A 16,762-nucleotide genomic window follows, 5' to 3' on the forward strand; every position below is an offset into this window, starting at 1 on the left:
AAAGGAAAATGGAGCTCAACGAAATCCGAAGATTTCATTGAACTCCATTCTTTATAAGAGACTTATGTCACAGCCCCCTTTTTATTAGACTGTTCGGTTCCACAGGAAACTATTGAGTAAGGCATTAACATCCGGATTCGAATGCAATCGGCTGTGGGAAGCCATCTTCCCTTTCATTTCCTGTTCTTGATAAGATTTCGCCCGTGGAGCAACTAGATACTTCAGCGATTGCGCAGACTGGATGGTCAGATCACCATCCGTTCCCTGACCTTTATTCCCATAAATATTAAGCACTGCTGCCGACCGAGGATAGGTTCTTCTCAACCGCTCTAAGTACCGGTATTGTTTCGTCACGTTATTCAACGGGCGACCATTTTTAGCTAACCGATCATGATTTTTATTTGTGTCCGCCATTACTAAGCCATTAAAATGACCAGCAATTGCGACTTGCTTATTGAGAATCGGCAATTGTCGATCATTGCCATACTGCCGCAGGTAATACATTATCGCCATATTTCCCATTGAATGACCAACTAAGTTAATTCGTTTAAAACGATAATGATTTTGCAAGGTCACAATGACGTTCCGCACCCAACGACCGTCAGTCCGGTAATTACCATTACGCGAATTATCAAAATTAACCTCCACGATTGGATTCTGACTGGCCGCCTTAATCTTGCCAGTTAATTTAACCTGCCCATTGGGCCGGACATTGGCGCGAATTACCGCATTGTTACTTGTGATGCCCTCTTTAACCGCACCATTAACCATGTATTCTTCAGCATGATAACTGCTGCCGTAACCATGAAAAAGGAAAGTTGGCGTTCCAATCTTGGGACGATGTTCTTGTGGTTGATAGGTCACCGTTCGGGCAAATAAGTGTCCGGTATAATAACTGACCCCAAGACTAGCAACCAGTAAAATGATGATTAACCACCACCAGCGTTTACGCATCTTAAACCTCCTCTGCTCGATGAACCCGATGTAGTGAATGCTTCAAAATAAATGGTGCTAAGATCGTAGCTAACACAATTACTGTGATGATATCCGAATAATATTTTTCGGAAAGTAAATGTGCTTGAAAGCCAATCTGAGCGGTAATTAAGGACATCTCACCACGAGCAATCATGCCGCTTCCAATAATGTAGCTGCTGTCCAGATTAAAACCAGTCAGCTTAGCTCCGCCACCACAACCAAGCAGTTTCGTTAAGCAAGCCAGTACCGTCATCATCAGAATAAACCATAGTGAATCAATGAAGTGGTCAAATCGCATGCTAAGACCGACGTTAACGAAGAAAATCGGAATAAACATCGCATACCCAATTGGCACGAAACTCCGGTTAATCACTTCCCTTTTCTGAGTATTAGCAATTGCGATCCCCGCGAAAAACGAGCCCACTGCGCCGCTTAAATGGACCGCATCAGCCAACGCCGCCATGCCCAGACAGAGAATCATGGCAACCACGCTCGGTGCAGCCGTTGTCAACAGGTCAGAACTGATTTCCATTAAGTACGGTGCTAACCACCGCACTAGTAGATAGGTTCCACCAAAGAAAACGACCTGTAAGAGAATCACCAGTGGCAAACTCAGCCGTTGACCAGATTGACCATTCATCATGCTGATCAAAATACTAAGGAGGAAGACACCACCAATATCATCGGCCACTGCAGCTCCTAAGATGGTAGCTCCTTCTTTGCTACCCAATTGATTATAATCGCGTAATACCGCAACCGAAATACTGACCGAAGTGGCTGAAAAAATCACCCCAATAAACAGGGATTCAAACCACTGCATTCCGTAAAGATCGGAGGCAATTCCCATGATGACAATCGGTAACAGCATGCCCATCAAAGCAACCACCACCGCTGGTTTCAAGTACCTCTTCAATAAACTCAGGTCACTTTCCAACCCCGCAATAAACATCAGGATAATGACCCCAATTTCTTGAAATTCGTTAATCATGTGGGTTTGGGTAATCCAGCCCAAAACTGCTGGCCCCATCACAATACCCACAACAATTTGCCCAATGACGTCAGGAACCCCAATGCGCATACTAAAATGCGCAACAATTTGGGTAATTAATAAAATAATGGCTAGCGTGGCGATAAAGTTCATAAAATCCTCCGTTGACTGATTAGCTTACCAGTTATCTGGCGTGGCGACATAGTCATCAACCCCATTTGGATTGCCTGACCATTTGAATTTGTCGTACCAAATTGCGTGTTGCTTCTGATCTAAAGCATCAATCATTAACATTTCCGTTGGGGTTAACGCAAAGTCAAAGACCGCCGCATTTTCTTGCATCCGTTGCTCATGGGTCGTCTTTGGAATCACCACCAACCCGTGTTGCAGACTCCAGCGGAGCTCAATTTGGGCCGTTGTTTTACCATGATGATCCGCAATCTTTTGAATTGTAGCATTCTTTAATAGTTTACCATTACCCAGCGGTGACCAGGCTTCCAGCTGAATTCCCTGTTGCTGGCAAAAGTCAACAATTGGCCGTTGTAAAATGCCTGGATTAAATTCGATCTGATTAATTGCTGGGACCACTTGAGCATGATCAATTAAATTGATCATCCGTCCATTATCAAAATTACAAACCCCGATTGCGCGTGCTTGACCATCTTGTAAAATGGCTTCCATTGCCCGCCAAGTTTCATTGAACTTACCATCAACCGGCCAGTGTTCCAGCAATAAGTCAACATGGTCAGTTTGCAGATTCTTCAGTTGGCCTTCAAAGCCACGGCGAACCCGGTCATAATCGCCTTGATCACCGTTAAAAATTTTCGTGGTTAAAAAGATCTGGTCGCGAGTGGTGATACCGTCTTGAATGGCCTCATGGATTCCTTGGCCAACCCCGGCTTCATTACCGTACTGTTTTGCAGTATCGATTAAAACATAACCATTGGCAAGCGCCGTCTTAACCATGGCTGTCGTCTGTTGTAACGGCGTCTTCCAAACTCCTAAACCTAGTTGGGGCATCTTAACCCCATTATTTAAATTGATTGTTGGTTGTAAATTTGCATTCATCATCGACACCTCCTTTATTTATTATATGATGAAATCATCTCAGTAACGAAAAAACTCAGGATAAGTTGATCACTTAACCTGAGTTTTTTGACAACGGAGAAGGAGGGATTTGAACCCTCGCGCCGCTTGTCGCGACCTACACCCTTAGCAGGGGCGCCTCTTCAGCCACTTGAGTACTTCCCCAAAATTTATATGATGTAGTGAGTATAACACATTTAATAGTTCTGATGTTAATTTTATTTTTCAAATAATCATTTAATAACAAAATATGAAAATCAGCATAAAATGAGTTAAAATGAAATAGTTTAGTTTAACTTTAATATTGGGAGCCATCTTATGATTTATCTAATTGTCTGTGCTTTTGCTAGTTTTATTCTCTTCGCCATTTTATTAATCCATCGTGCCCGTCAAATCACGAAAACTCAAAGTCTTAAAAATGCCGGTCACTTTACAGTCATCTTAAGCTGGCTATTATTAATCATTTTTTTTGCTAGCATTTCTGGGATTGCGTATGGTGCTACCTATCCAGCAACATTCGCTAAATTAGAACATCAAATTACTGGGCAAAAACTAGCCTCCCCCAAACCTCAGCGGTCAGCTAAAAAAGCTCACTATTCGCAGAGAAACCAGCAATCAGCTAAGCACGAAAGCACCAACTCCCATCGTCAAAAGTCTGACAACAGTGAAGTAACTTGGGATCCCACGGCACCAAAAATTAGCGGATCATACGTCAACATTCTTTTCAATGTCCCCAAAAATACCTCGGTGGTGATTCGCGGTCATGTCTATCATCAAAAATACGGTGAGATTTTAGCGGATCCCCAAACACAACGAGTAAGCATCCAGTTTAACTATACTGGAACTTATGACGTGATCATTAACCACAATGGTCAAGAAACAACGAAGATTCTTAAAATTAATTAATCAGCAGGCAGGTGGTCAAAGCACCTGCCTATTTTTTCAGCAATTATTTGTTATTCGGTGTAAAATAAAAATGTTTATTTAATCATTTTAGTCAAAGGAGCCTAACGACCTTGCTTCATCATTACCCTCATCAGCGTCTTAATATTGCTTTGGTAGCTGACTGGCAATATCAAATGCCCATGGAAACCACCATTAAGTCCATTGCATGTCACAATCGCAATTTTAGTATTTATATCCTGAATCCCGATATTCCCCGCGAATGGTTCCAGTCTACCAACACTCATTTAGCTCCTTTCAATAGTCAGGTTGTCGACATTAAGATCGATCCTGATCAGCTATCTAACCAACACTTGAGCCAACCGCATCTTAACCTCATGTCCAATGCGCGGTTACTAATCCCTGATTTGCTACCGGTTGATCGAGTCCTCTTTATGGACTGCGACCTCATTGTCCAACGATCATTATTACCACTATTCAATACAGACCTGCAGGATCACGCAGTGGCTGCGGTTCAAGAAGCAGACGGCGATAACTTCAATGCTGGTGTAATGCTGCTCAACTTGACGAAAATTCGCCAGCTCCCTAATATCGTCCAACGCCTCTTAAACTATGGCGAACGACCTGATCTTGACAATGGCGATGAAACAGTCATGAATCACTTCTTCCGTGATGATTTGGTAAAATTACCTGCAATTAATAATATGCAAGTTGGTTTAGAGAAACCGTGGGAAATTGCCGTGATGAATCAACAACCGGGCGCCCAGGAAAAGCTTAACCACCAACGTCAATTACTTGAACAATTGGATCAAGCGGTCATCGTCCATTACCTAACAAGTGTTAAGCCGTGGGCCACCGTCTCATACAGTCGGTGTCGTCAATTGTGGTGGCAATACCATGATCTCACTTGGTCGACCATTATTAACAGCGTTCCGGTTCCAAAATTGCAAAGTAGCTACCCACAATTACTGACTTGGACCGATACGGATAATTTACCAGCTTTAGAGCAGCTCATCAAAGCCATGCCGTCAACCACAATTGCCTTATGTGCAGGCGGTGAAGTTAGTCACTATTTAATTGGATTATTACGCTACCCCAATTTTCAGCTGTTTCCGGGGGTTTTAGACCATTTCTTGGATCAATTTGCGGATCACTGCCTAGCTTATCTAGATTTGAACGTTGGCAACAAAAATTATCGGCTTCTCCAAACACTAGTCGATCGTGGCTGCCCAATTTATAGTTTTGATAATGTTCAAACTGATCAGTTAAAAACATACTTTAATTACCATGTCTTTGCTGACCAAGATATTACCGCAGTTGTCAATGACCTTAATCACTTGCGCCATCCGCAACCATAATTTGGCGAAAGGAGAAGAAACTTTGTCAAAACATGACTACTCAGACATTCCGCTAACCATCGCCATGGTGGCTGACTGGCAATATGCGGTTCCTGTGGAAACGACCCTTAAATCAATTGCCTTTCACAACCGAAACGCCACCATTTACATTGTCAATCCGGACTTTCCTCGTGAATGGTTTCAACGAATCAATGCGAACCTCGCACCGCTCAATTTACAAGTAATTGACACCAAAATTAGTTTAGATCTTTTAAAGAATCAACACGTTAGTCAAATCCATATTGATGTCATGTCCAGTGCTCGTTTACTACTGCCCAATCTGTTGAGCTGCTCGCGCGTCCTTTACCTGGACTCAGATATCCTTGTTCACCAGTCATTAGCGCCACTTTTCAATGTTAATTTAAATGGCCATCTCATCGGTGCCGTTCCGGACATCTTTGATCATAGTATTTTTAATTCTGGGGTAATGGTGATGGATTTAGCGGGCCTGCGTAAATACCCCAGCCTTGTTAAACAAATGCTTGATTTTGGCACTAACCCTGATTTACCTGATGGCGACCAAACCGTGCTTAACCACTTTTTCGGTCAGGACTACCAACCATTGGCCGATCAATTTAATCTCCAAGTTGGTCTCGAATCGAACTGGGACTATGAATGGCACTACGCTCATGATCCTAACATTAAGTCTAACTATCAACGAATGGAAAAAGCTCTTGGTAATTTTGCTGATGCCGTGATTATCCATTACGTTTGCCCTGACAAACCATGGTCACTAGTTTCAACACCACGGTATCGCCAAAATTGGTGGCAATATTACCAACTGTCCTGGCACCAAATTGCGACCCAGCAACTGCCAGCCATCCAGAGCGAACTAGCGCCAGCTTTAATCTATACCCAAACTGACACTATCTACCATTGGGATCAGCTGGCACGCGACCTTCCCCAACTGGACATTAACATTTGTGCTCCAACCCCCGTCAGCAAACAAGCCGAATTGATGACCCGTTACCCGAATGTTCACGTTTTCCCACGAATTATCAGTTACCGGCTCTATCAATTTGTCAAAACTTGTTCATTTTACCTCGACCTGAATCTTGGCCCAAAGAACATTCCGTTAATGCGCCAACTGCTGGACCGTGGCTGCCCAATCTATGCAACCGAGTCCACCGTTACCAGAGAAATCCAAGACGCGGCGAATTACCATGTTTTCGCTGATCATGAAATTGATCATCTTATCCAAACCATCCAGCAACATTTAGCTAGTTCAAAGGAGTAACCTCATGAGTCTGATTAATATCGCTATGGTTGCAGATTGGCAATATAAAATGCCACTGGAAACCACTATTAAGTCAATCTTCTATCATAATCAACATGTTAACTTATACATCATTAATCCCGATATTCCCCAAGAATGGTTTCGCACCCTAAATCATTTTGCTGATCAACTTCATAGCCACCTGATCGATTGCAAATACGATCCCGCAACGCTGAAGAGCCAAACGATTAGCCTGGATCATGTTGACAGCACCTCTAGTGCACGCCTATTAATCCCTGATTTAGTCAAAGCTGATCGTGTCTTATACTTGGATGCAGACCTCATCGTCTGTCAAGACTTAACAACTTTATACCAGACAGAATTGGAGGATCATGCCGTTGCTGCCGTCACTGATTGGGGACAGCCAAGCGACTTTAACGCCGGAGTAATGCTCCTTAACCTCAAAAAGATTCGGGAAACAGCTAATATTACTCAGCAGATGCTCGATTTTGGGGCGCAACCAAATTTGCCCACCGGTGACCAAAGTGTTTATAATCACTTTTTTGGTGGTGATCGATACCTTCGCCTGCCTGCCGAGGATAATCTGCAAATGGGTCAAGAACAAAAAATTGCTAACTGGATTGCGAATGGCGTACCAAATGCTGATCACCTCATGGCGGAGATTCAAGATCACCTGAAATCAATGCCTGACGCGGTAATCGTACATTACCTTGGAGCAGCAAAACCCTGGAACATTATCTCCGTTTGTCGCCATCGGGATTTATGGTGGCAATATCATGACCTCGACTGGAACGAAGTCAGCCACCACGTTACTTTACCGGTCCCATTCAACAAGCAACAGCCTCAGTTACTGATCTATACCTATACTGATCAGTTAGCTCACCTGGATGAATTCATTCAGCATCTGCCAAATATTACTTTTAACATTTGTACTCCAGGCCTATTTAATGATCACTGGAATAAGCTCCTGCAGTACAGTAACGTTAATTTGTATTCGGTCGTGATGGATGATCAGCTAACCCAATTAAAGCATGATTGCCAGGCTTACTTAGATATTACTAAGGTGCCAGAAGAATACAAGGGAACTGCACTTTTAAAAGAACTGTTGGAACATGGCGTCCCGGTGTATAGCTTCAATGCTACCCAAACGCCAAGTTTGGTTGACCATGATCACTACCATGTCTTTGGTGATGATCAAGTCCACGAGTTAGAAACGGCACTGTTTAGTCAGTTAGTGCTAAATGATTAAGTAAAAGGAATAATTAAAGGTCTTCAATGTCCCGACTTTGCGCTGGACATTGAAGACCTTTTGATTATTTATTGATTTAAGAAATCAACGTAATTAAACTGTTCAAATTTTCGCTTTCCTAAGTAGTTATCGCTCAGGTACCAATCGGCCAGCCGACCTTGATCATTACAATTAGTAATGCAGAAAGCAGAATCAATTTCTGGATATGGTTGTCCCGTTAAAATAACCTTATGTGAATTCGTTAATTGATCAAATCGTTGTAAATCTGCCAAACTCGTACCATCGCAATCCGCTAAAATAAAATACAGATTATTATAATTAACTCGCTGGCTGCGCTCTTGCCACTTCAGCTTAGCAGTTTGAAAATCTGCATAATGAATAAAAAACAATCTGATTGCCTGAGTGCCTGCCCCTAACTGACCAACTGGATAGGGATATCCCGAATTACTAATTTCTACCAATTCAGCTTCAGTTAAGTAGTAACGCAAGTTAGTCACCAACTTTAAAAAATCGTGCGGTTGGATATCGAGATTGATCGTCGGTGATAAAAATCGTTGGTTGAGTTCATGGTAAATCAGCCCCGCCACACAATTCGAAGAAATAATCGAAAAATTCCGATTGTTAAGCTCCCGTTGGCGAATAATATTGGGTTGTTCAAAAAATTTAACTGGATTATTGATCATGAGCTTGTTCCTGACTCGCGGTCATTAATGACAGCGTTAATTTAGCAGTATGAAGGACTGCATACTGACCGGTCTGTTGTGCAAGTTGAACTGAACTGGTTAAGGTACGTTGAACCTCAGCTCTTAAAAATTCAATCGGTTGCTTCTTAAGAGTTAATAAACAGATTTCTTCCTGGAGATTTTGCAAATGATTGGTCAATTGAGCAAGCGACGGCTGATCGACCTTGAGTCGTGCGTAGTAGTAATTCATCGCTACAAAGCCGATTCGTTCGGCTTGCAGATAAACTTTCCACATCACCCGCTCATCATGATTCAAGTGTGAACGATCAAAAATGATGTTTTTAAATAGCCGGCGCTTGTATAGCGCACCCCATGAACGATTAAAATTAATCGGTAAGTTCTGTGAACCAATCTCGAGCCACTGCTGACTAGTATAAACTCCGTTGTATTGATTATAGTTATAATCAAGTTGTGGTCCTTGCTGATCACCGTCCACTTTAGTATATGAAGATTCAATAATATCACAGTGATTGCCCGTCATCGTTTGTTCAAGAACGAGTAAGTAATTGGGATCCAAATAGTGGTTAGCATTGACAAAAGTTAAATATGAACCACGAGCGACTTCTAGCCCGCGGTTTTTAGCATTGCCAACTCCAGCGTGATCTTCATGTAAAAGAATGATGCGTTGATCACGTTCCTTAAATTGTTCAGCAATGGCCAACGACCCATCGTCTGAACCATCATCAACAATAATGATTTCTATATCCCGATACGACTGGTTAACAATGCTTTGCAAACATTGTTTCAAATGTTTTTCTTCATTGTAAACAGGAATGATTACCGAGATCGTTGCCATAGATCCAACTCCCTTATTCATACAAAACCTTGAACACCGCTTCAATCAACAGCCGCTTGGTAAAGTACCCCTGACGAATCAAGTCTGCAAACTTATCCACTGACTGTTGCATCTCGGTATATTGATCCGCCGTTGTGGCTTTCACTTTCGCGACGGCCTCATCTAAACTATCGGCAACCAAGCCGAGGTTCTTGCGGCGAATCGTGTCAATTTCTGGAGTATCAGAGTTTACGATAATTGGAATCCCCGCAGCCAGGTAAGTACTAAGCTTATAAGAAGCATTGAGTTTCATGTACTCTTTCCAATATGGCTCTTCGCCCCAAACTAAGCCAAAGCCACCACTTTCACGAAGGGTTTGTAGAAGCCGCGGGTCGCCTTGCCAGCCGACAAAGTTAATATTCCGGTCTTTACCCCAATCTTGTTTGCTTTCAAATAACTGTAACTTCACATCATCGTGCGACCATTGTTTAACAAAATCAAATTTGTTGACGTCTCCCGCAAACTGAATCAGTGGTTTATACTCCGGCGTCACTGTCGGGTCAATGCTGCATGGATGATCCCACATATGTTGAATGACCGTTCGCTTGACCGTTAATCCATGATCACGCAGTACTTTCAATAATTTTTCAGAAGCGACAATCACCAAATCTGCTTGGTTATAGAAATTAATATAGCGATCAAATAGGTAACGATTGCCTTCAAACATCAATGGCACAAAGTCATGGATGAACATCACCTTTTTGACCCCTTGGTAGATATTGACCCGTTGCATGAATTGTTCATCCCATTCCAACGAATTCCATGATGGACTCTGGAAAACAACCACATCACCATAACCGAGCTTGGCAAGAATCCCATCAAAACGGGATGATAATGAATCCTGCGGTTCATTCGGGTAATTATAAAAGTAGATGCTGAGTTCATCAAAACCTAAGTCCTTGGCATAGGATGCTGAGACCTGCTGAGCAATCTGCGCAACACTTGCGTATGACATTCCATATAAATTCGTAATTAATGCCTTCACTATTTAACCTCCTAGAAAAGCGTGTAGACCATGGTTGCTAACACGATTGCTAACAAGATCAACATGATTAATTGTTGCCAAGCAAACGGTTGGCGTTCTTTTTTGTACGCCCGACGCTGTTCTTTTTCGACCTTGGCGAGACGTTGAAAAGCATGCTGGTGCACCAAATTATTTTCGTTTTTTGAATCTTTAGACATTGAATAATTCCTCAAACGCTTTTTGGTAATCTTCGGCATAGACGTCACTGGCTTCTTGACGTTGTTGATCAATCTTTTGCTTCATCAGATCAGGACTCACTAGTGAACCCTTAATTTGTCCGGCCATCGCTTGTGCACCTTCAGGGTTACTGTCAAAGATATTTTCTTGGGCCACGAACTTTGGCTCATGGATCGTATCTTTAAACCCGAGAATCAACATATTTTGTTCAAAGGCTCCCCGAACGGCATCTAAAATTTCATTTCCATGATTGATGTCTAAGTAAATATCACAATCTGCCACTAATTCTTTAATCTTATCAGGTAAGATTCCTGGATACATATGTGCGTTCGGATATTTGCCAATCGTCAACAGTTTTGATGACATTTCAGTAATGGCGGCCACATGGAACTGAATATTCGGCATCAGTTTCACTAGATTTTCCAGTTGTTCCACTTGATCTGTATTAGTGAATACTAAGGCATTTGGACGTAACTTATTTCCCCGCGGGTGCGGATAAATCATTCCTAAGTAACGAACATTGATGGAACTATCCTGTGGAATAATAGCTTGTTTGCTCGTCCAGTCACGATAGTCTTGGAAGACGATGTTTTTCGTCCGCAATGGATCCTTACTGTCAAACATCATCTTCATATTGCCTGGTAAATCATCACCCAATTTTTCATGCCAAAACAGGACATCAGTTCCCTCAGTTGCTGGTAATTGGAAGGACGTCCCAAATGATTTATCGAGAGTATTGTATAAGATATGATCTAATTTGTAGTGCTTTTCTTCCAAATAAAACTTAGTAAATGCTGACATATTCGGGAAGTGGCGCCGCCGTCCATTCACATCCATAAAGACGTCACCAGCGCGAAGGTTATTTGATAATACTTCGTTGCCATGCCGATCATAATAATTGGTCGTCACTGGTTGTCCATTATCGTAATAGGTTTTAGAAAACAGTTGTCCATGTTGACTGTAATGATCAACCCAGGTAATCTTGCCAAATTCATCAAACCATTGAACATCACGCACAAACCGGGTGTTGTTTCCTGCCGCATAGAGAATTCGCCCGCGGATCCGATCTAGGTCATAGATTGTGGCGTGGTCTGCTTTTCCCTCGTTCCGCCAGAAACGGGGAATTTTCACTTCATCAAAATACACTGGTTTCCGGTTCGACACCAAACCACAATACTCTTTCATTGGTGAATCAATTTCGTCCGGGGTGTAACCATCGTCATTAATGACCACCGTTGGGATTTGCAACTTAGCTACGCGCTCCGAAAAAAGTAAATCCCGTGACGGGCTATCAAACTTGTCAAATAAATTAATCATTACTCATTTTCTCCACTAAATTTTGCCATTCATGTGTAATATTATCGTCTAAGTATGGGGTTGCTAAATCATAGGAATGCTGACTATATGCATCCAGGTCTGCCTCCGTAAACATTTTGACAATGGCTGCTGCCAATTGATCAACCTTGGCATCTTCACTGGCTTTTTCATCATACGGAATCAGATAACCATTTTGCTGATCATCAATAAAGGTTGGGTTCCCATATGGAACATCAAAACCAATCATTGGCAGCCCTGAACCGACCGCTTCCATCAAACTGAGCCCAAACCCTTCGCTGGTTGAGGCAGCGATATAAGCACTGTATTTCACATAAATCTGGTCAAGGTTTTGCTGCCCCATCAGATGAATATAATCACCAGCATGGTTAAAATCGATCACATCTTGAATCCGTTTTTGGTCGCCACCTTGTCCGTAAATATCTAACGAAACATCCGGAACCTGCTCGTGGGCTTTTACCACCGCTTTGGCCAACCAATCAACGTGCTTTTCCGGTGCTAAACGAGAGGCCGTAATTAGTGAATGCGGCTTCCGTGGTGCCGTCGGCTTGGTTAATTGCTTTAAACTCCCCACTGGAATGGTAACGACTTTAGTGGTGGAATCTTCATAGCGCTTGAGCTGTTTCTGTAACATTTCCCGCTGTTGATCAGTAGAAACGATAAAGCAATCAACGTCATCACTGTACGTAAATTGATATTCGTAGAAGTTATTCCACAGGACATTACGATTATTTGTGAAGTGCTTGTCATAATGATCCGCGTGCACCACAATAATCAGCTTGGCTGGTCCGTGGTGTTCAAATAATAGCTGACCATTGATCAGTACGCCGCCATCATCTTGGCGGTCGATGATCAAAATGTCACCCTTCTGGAAGTTTAAGCGTTTGATAAATTCTTCATATAGTTCATTTTTGGAATAGTACAATTTATTCGGAAATTGGAACATTTCCCGATTGCCTTTAACGTACTGGGTGTAGGCTTTACTACCATCTTCATTATAAAATTCACGATAACTAACGTGATTTTGCTGACCATCACCGGAGTAGAACTCTGTAGCGTACTTGACATATGAGTATGCGGAGCGGCGAACTAATTGACCATTGGCAAAGTAGTTGGCCTGATCAATCGTTTGCTGTTCAGGATTACTAAAGCGAACGTTAATTACTAAACCCTCTTCTTGTGAAACGTATTGAACCGTTTTATGGTCATCCGCCACTTTTTTAGTAAAGTTCCGCTGATCAATCTGTTCATCCGCTTCAAACTTTGCTAGCGGATAAGTGGATGGTGCAATCTTCACATCCGTGAAAAATTGATAAAACCAGATAATTTGGTCATCCGCAAAACCGATATTCTTGGTTAACGCTTCAATATTGTCTTGCAAAATACAGTCAGAGAAAATAAATTTCGAATCAATCTTTGAGTTTCGAAAAACCTTCCCCCGATATGCTTGGGCATACTCAACCCCACTGGAGGCCCAACCAATCCCTAAATTGACACTATAAACAGTCATATCTAATTACTACTCCTTATAAACCTTATTACTAAAATAATACCACTAGTCGACCCTTGGAATCATGAGTAATTTTACACAATAACAAATTTTTAATAGCTAAGCGTCGGGCCTGGTGCAACATTTGGACATATGATCGCATGGCTGCTTGTTGCTCCAAGTAGCCAGGATCACGCCCCATCATTTGGAATGGTTGCAGGCGCGTGTGCAAATTCTCTAAATAATCAACTTCGTCAATCCAGCAACGATCCAACGCTGCCAATAATGATTTCCGATAAAACTGATTAATTTGTTTTGAATCATTATTGAGTTGACGACCCTTATCAGCTAAGATTTTATGACTTAATAGCTTTAAATAACGTTTGAAGACCGCTGTATTTTGGACCGCAACCGTTGGTACTTGCGTGATTTCATAAGAGAAATTATGGTTAACTAATTGTTGCGCCGCTTCTAACGTCCACTCATCTCGTTGCTCAATAAATGAATCAATTCCCCGGGATACCCAATCCTCAACGACCGCTTCCAGGTGCGCCGCTGACATTAACTTTTGACGCTCTGCATACAAATGATTTCTTTGAATTCGGATTCCAAAATCTGATTTATTCATTTGCTCACGACTCGCCGTTTCATTACCAGCTCGCCGTGCTTTTAACTCATGAAGGATCCAACGTAACCGTGGGCTGCGTAACTCTTTTTCCTTACCGTTGCGTTCGCGCTTCTTTAACAAGTGTCGATAGTACTTTTTAAAACGACCGGTACTGCCACCAGAAATGTAAGAGTCTTCTAGTGAAATAAAGTACTCACTCGTTCCCGGATCACCCTGTCGACCAGCACGACCCGATAATTGTTGTTCGACCCGATCAGGTAACATCTCAGTCCCAATCACTGCCAAACCGCCTAAGTCCGCAACTCCAGGTCCTAACTTGATGTCAGTTCCCCGACCGGCCATATTCGTGGCGACTGTAACAGCGCCCCGTTGACCAGCGTCCTTGACAATGGCCGCTTCTTGAACAGAGTTAAAGGCATTTAATACATTATGCGCGATCCCTTCATTCAACAAGATTTCCGAAAGAATTTCGGAATTTTCAACGGAACCAGCAACTAACAAGATTGGCCGTCCCTGTTCGTGCAACGCCTTGACTAACCCAATAGCATGGAGTAATTTCTCACGGGTCGTCAAGTAAATTTTCGGGCGATAGTCTTTCCGAATCGTGGGCTTATTAGTTGGAATCTGCACCACTTTTAATTTATAGATGTTCATAAATTCCGTGGCGTCACTTTTCGCGGTCCCGCTCATTCCAGCAATTTTATTAAACATTCCAAACAAGCTAGCGGCCGTTACTGAGGCAGAGGTCTTTTGGTTATCCGTAATTTGGACCCCTTCTTTTTGTTCCACTGCCTGGTGGAGACCAGTATTAACCTTAATTCCATGCTTTAGTCGGCCATCCGCTTCATCCAGTAAGACCACTTCACCATCAACGACGAGGTAGTCTTTGCCTTTGATCATGAAATAGTGTGCCCGTAAGGCGAGTGCAATATGCCGATAAAGTTCACGGTTAGCCGTAGAATACAAATCCTGAACACGGAAGTATTCTTCTGCCCGTTTCACACCATAGTAGGTGAGCCAGACCGCTTGCTCACTTCTCTTAACTTTAAAGTCATGGCCCTTTTGCAAAGTATTCACAAAGTTATCCGCAATCTCATAGATATTGGATTGTAGCTGTGGTGCACCGGCCACCACAAACGGTGTCGAAGCTCCATCCAATAGTACAGCATCCACTTCATCCACAATTGCGTAGTTAAACGGTCGCAAAAATTGGTCATCAAGACTGTTGGCTAGATTATTGAATAAATAATCAAATGCCACCGTACTTCCCGTGGAGTATAAAATGTCACTCTGGTACCACTTTCGTTTATGTTTAGGATCGGCCTTGCCCTTTTTACTATGTTCTGGAACAAAGCCAAGACTCACCGTTAACCCTAGCCACTCATAAACTGGTTTTAACTGTTTCTCATCTCGTTCAGCTAAATATTCACTTGTGGTTAAAAGAAAGGCGCCCTTTCCCGTCAGCGCATTTAAATATAAAGGCATCGTCGCGGTTAATGTCTTTCCTTCACCGGTCTTCATTTCGGCAATATTACCCTCATGCAAGACGACGGCACCCATTACTTGAACATCGTATGGATACATACCCAGAATCCGCCGGTCAGCCTCCCGCACTGTCGCAAAGGCCCGCGGTAAAATGGCATCCAGGCTTTTTCCTGCCGCTAATTGTTGTTTCAGGATGGCAGTCTGACTTTGTAATTCTTCATCACTCATCTTTGCCATCTTTTTCGACCAGCGATTGACCTTATGTAAGACATGGCGGACGTGCGCTAGTTTCATCTGGTTAACCATTCTTGCCACCCCAATTACGATTAATAGCCGAAAAAATTAGTTCCCAATCTGGTTCAAGCGCATTGGTCTTAATGATTGACGAAACTTGTCGCTGAACATATTGAAAAACATTTGCTGGCATACTGGCTTGTGAACGTTGGACCGCAGTAATGAAGGCGGTCTTAGGATGTTCCTCAATGCACGTTTTCAACTGCTCGCTAATTTTGGCATCAGTAACCACCACCCTGGCATTTTTTAATACCGGTTGGTCTAATAACTTGCTAAGGTAGCGACTTAACTGCTGCTGATTCAAATTATCTACCATGATTGGTAATAACGACAGGCCACGTGCGTACCGTACCAAGTCGGGAAAGTTGCTTTTATAACGCCGACCAGCTGGAAGCAACAGGATGGTTACTTGTTCACCCTCCTGACCAACTTGTTCCTGAATCCAAAAGCGCGAATTCGCCGCTGCAGGAACGGTCGCTAATGATAACTCCAAATCCGTAAAGTAGTAGTCGGTGGCCCCAGCATTCACAATCGTCAATTCATAGTTAGTCGCTGTCGACGGATAAACAAATGTAAAGGTCGTGTTCCGATAGTACTGCTCAAACACTTGATGTCCCTGCGGTCCAAAACAACGCACCCGATATAAAACGGTTTGCTCAGGAAACGCAGATCCATGAATTACAAACCGGTATTTGGCCCCTTGCTGAAGGAGCGGTAATTGTGGAACTGTCTTGGCGAATTGATAATTTTCGTGTGAATGCCAAAACATAATTGGATCACCCGGCGCCATTAAATCATTGTGCTGATGAACTTCACCATTGGCTTGAATTTGAACTTGTGACCCTGAAGCACCAAGTGTAAAGGCATTTGAATATTCAGGTGCCCAATAAATTTTATTAACTAACTGCTTCGTCACC

The 16,762-nt window shown here is 42.7% G+C and carries 15 protein-coding genes and 1 tRNA gene; 4 read left to right on the forward strand and 12 right to left on the reverse strand.

From position 1 onward, the window contains the following. Positions 1–84: 84 nt before the first annotated feature. The 4 genes from Q0C76_RS02420 to Q0C76_RS02435 form a co-directional block, all read right to left on the reverse strand. Entirely contained in the window at positions 85–954 is an 870-nt protein-coding gene (locus tag Q0C76_RS02420) for an alpha/beta hydrolase (RefSeq protein ID WP_295729279.1), read from the reverse strand. 1 nt (position 955) lies between these two features. Next, entirely contained in the window at positions 956–2,116 is a 1,161-nt protein-coding gene (locus Q0C76_RS02425; RefSeq protein WP_295729282.1) for a cation:proton antiporter, read from the reverse strand. Between the two features lie 24 nt (positions 2,117–2,140). Next, complete coding sequence (locus Q0C76_RS02430; RefSeq protein WP_295729549.1) at positions 2,141–3,031, reverse strand: aldo/keto reductase; 891 nt, start codon at positions 3,029–3,031, stop codon at positions 2,141–2,143. 94 nt (positions 3,032–3,125) lie between these two features. Then, positions 3,126–3,214, reverse strand: a tRNA-Ser gene (locus tag Q0C76_RS02435). Between the two features lie 153 nt (positions 3,215–3,367). Between Q0C76_RS02435 and Q0C76_RS02440 the strand changes: the two genes are divergently transcribed. From Q0C76_RS02440 to Q0C76_RS02455, 4 genes are all read left to right on the forward strand, one after another. Continuing rightward, a complete protein-coding gene (locus tag Q0C76_RS02440) occupies positions 3,368–3,955 on the forward strand; it encodes a hypothetical protein (protein ID WP_295729285.1) in 588 nt (195 codons plus the stop codon). Between the two features lie 110 nt (positions 3,956–4,065). Beyond that, on the forward strand, positions 4,066–5,310 hold the full coding sequence (locus Q0C76_RS02445; RefSeq protein WP_295729288.1) for a glycosyltransferase family 8 protein: 1,245 nt from the start codon (positions 4,066–4,068) through the stop codon (positions 5,308–5,310). A 22-nt stretch (positions 5,311–5,332) separates the two neighbouring features. Next, complete coding sequence (locus tag Q0C76_RS02450) at positions 5,333–6,586, forward strand: glycosyltransferase family 8 protein (RefSeq protein ID WP_295729290.1); 1,254 nt, start codon at positions 5,333–5,335, stop codon at positions 6,584–6,586. Positions 6,587–6,590: 4 nt separating this feature from the next. After that, complete coding sequence (locus tag Q0C76_RS02455; protein ID WP_295729292.1) at positions 6,591–7,835, forward strand: glycosyltransferase family 8 protein; 1,245 nt, start codon at positions 6,591–6,593, stop codon at positions 7,833–7,835. 68 nt (positions 7,836–7,903) lie between these two features. On the opposite strand, the gene Q0C76_RS02460 is transcribed toward Q0C76_RS02455, so the two are convergent. From Q0C76_RS02460 to asp3, 8 genes are read right to left on the reverse strand one after another with little or no spacing between them, the layout of a single operon-like run. Then, positions 7,904–8,518, reverse strand: coding sequence for a DUF1919 domain-containing protein (locus tag Q0C76_RS02460; protein WP_295729294.1), 615 nt, complete (start codon positions 8,516–8,518; stop codon positions 7,904–7,906). Beyond that, entirely contained in the window at positions 8,508–9,374 is an 867-nt protein-coding gene (locus Q0C76_RS02465; RefSeq protein ID WP_295729297.1) for a glycosyltransferase family A protein, read from the reverse strand. Before Q0C76_RS02465 ends, Q0C76_RS02460 begins: the two co-directional genes overlap by 11 nt. 13 nt (positions 9,375–9,387) lie before the next feature. Further along, on the reverse strand, positions 9,388–10,398 hold the full coding sequence (locus Q0C76_RS02470; RefSeq protein ID WP_295729300.1) for a sugar transferase: 1,011 nt from the start codon (positions 10,396–10,398) through the stop codon (positions 9,388–9,390). Between the two features lie 11 nt (positions 10,399–10,409). Further along, entirely contained in the window at positions 10,410–10,595 is a 186-nt protein-coding gene (locus Q0C76_RS02475; RefSeq protein WP_295729303.1) for a hypothetical protein, read from the reverse strand. Continuing rightward, positions 10,588–11,931 (reverse strand): accessory Sec system glycosylation chaperone GtfB, encoded by a 1,344-nt coding sequence (gene gtfB / locus Q0C76_RS02480; protein WP_295729306.1) that lies wholly within the window; start codon positions 11,929–11,931, stop codon positions 10,588–10,590. Before gtfB ends, Q0C76_RS02475 begins: the two co-directional genes overlap by 8 nt. Continuing rightward, positions 11,924–13,459, reverse strand: a complete 1,536-nt coding sequence (gene gtfA, locus Q0C76_RS02485; protein WP_295729309.1) for an accessory Sec system glycosyltransferase GtfA — start codon at positions 13,457–13,459, stop codon at positions 11,924–11,926. Before gtfA ends, gtfB begins: the two co-directional genes overlap by 8 nt. 31 nt (positions 13,460–13,490) lie before the next feature. Continuing rightward, positions 13,491–15,857 carry an accessory Sec system translocase SecA2 gene (gene secA2 / locus Q0C76_RS02490; RefSeq protein WP_295729312.1) on the reverse strand — a complete coding sequence of 789 codons (2,367 nt, stop codon included), beginning with the start codon at positions 15,855–15,857 and terminating at the stop codon, positions 13,491–13,493. Then, positions 15,850–16,761: an accessory Sec system protein Asp3 gene (gene asp3 / locus Q0C76_RS02495; RefSeq protein ID WP_295729314.1), complete on the reverse strand. Its 912-nt coding sequence runs from the start codon at positions 16,759–16,761 to the stop codon at positions 15,850–15,852. Before asp3 ends, secA2 begins: the two co-directional genes overlap by 8 nt. Position 16,762 lies beyond the last annotated feature (1 nt).

It is taken from the genome of uncultured Limosilactobacillus sp. (assembly GCF_934202705.1).
Classification (GTDB): domain Bacteria; phylum Bacillota; class Bacilli; order Lactobacillales; family Lactobacillaceae; genus Limosilactobacillus.

Bases quoted from the DNA above. Each gene is read 5' to 3' on its own strand.
- Q0C76_RS02440 (WP_295729285.1), top strand. From the start codon at position 3,368: ATGATTTATCTAATTGTCTGTGCTTTTGCTAGTTTTATTCTCTTCGCC.
- Q0C76_RS02465 (WP_295729297.1), bottom strand. From the start codon at position 9,374: ATGGCAACGATCTCGGTAATCATTCCTGTTTACAATGAAGAAAAACAT.
- gtfB (WP_295729306.1), bottom strand. From the start codon at position 11,931: ATGATTAATTTATTTGACAAGTTTGATAGCCCGTCACGGGATTTACTT.
- Q0C76_RS02420 (WP_295729279.1), bottom strand. From the start codon at position 954: ATGCGTAAACGCTGGTGGTGGTTAATCATCATTTTACTGGTTGCTAGT.
- Q0C76_RS02460 (WP_295729294.1), bottom strand. From the start codon at position 8,518: ATGATCAATAATCCAGTTAAATTTTTTGAACAACCCAATATTATTCGC.
- Q0C76_RS02455 (WP_295729292.1), top strand. From the start codon at position 6,591: ATGAGTCTGATTAATATCGCTATGGTTGCAGATTGGCAATATAAAATG.
- gtfA (WP_295729309.1), bottom strand. From the start codon at position 13,459: ATGACTGTTTATAGTGTCAATTTAGGGATTGGTTGGGCCTCCAGTGGG.
- Q0C76_RS02425 (WP_295729282.1), bottom strand. From the start codon at position 2,116: ATGAACTTTATCGCCACGCTAGCCATTATTTTATTAATTACCCAAATT.
- Q0C76_RS02475 (WP_295729303.1), bottom strand. From the start codon at position 10,595: ATGTCTAAAGATTCAAAAAACGAAAATAATTTGGTGCACCAGCATGCT.
- Q0C76_RS02430 (WP_295729549.1), bottom strand. From the start codon at position 3,031: ATGAATGCAAATTTACAACCAACAATCAATTTAAATAATGGGGTTAAG.
- secA2 (WP_295729312.1), bottom strand. From the start codon at position 15,857: ATGGTTAACCAGATGAAACTAGCGCACGTCCGCCATGTCTTACATAAG.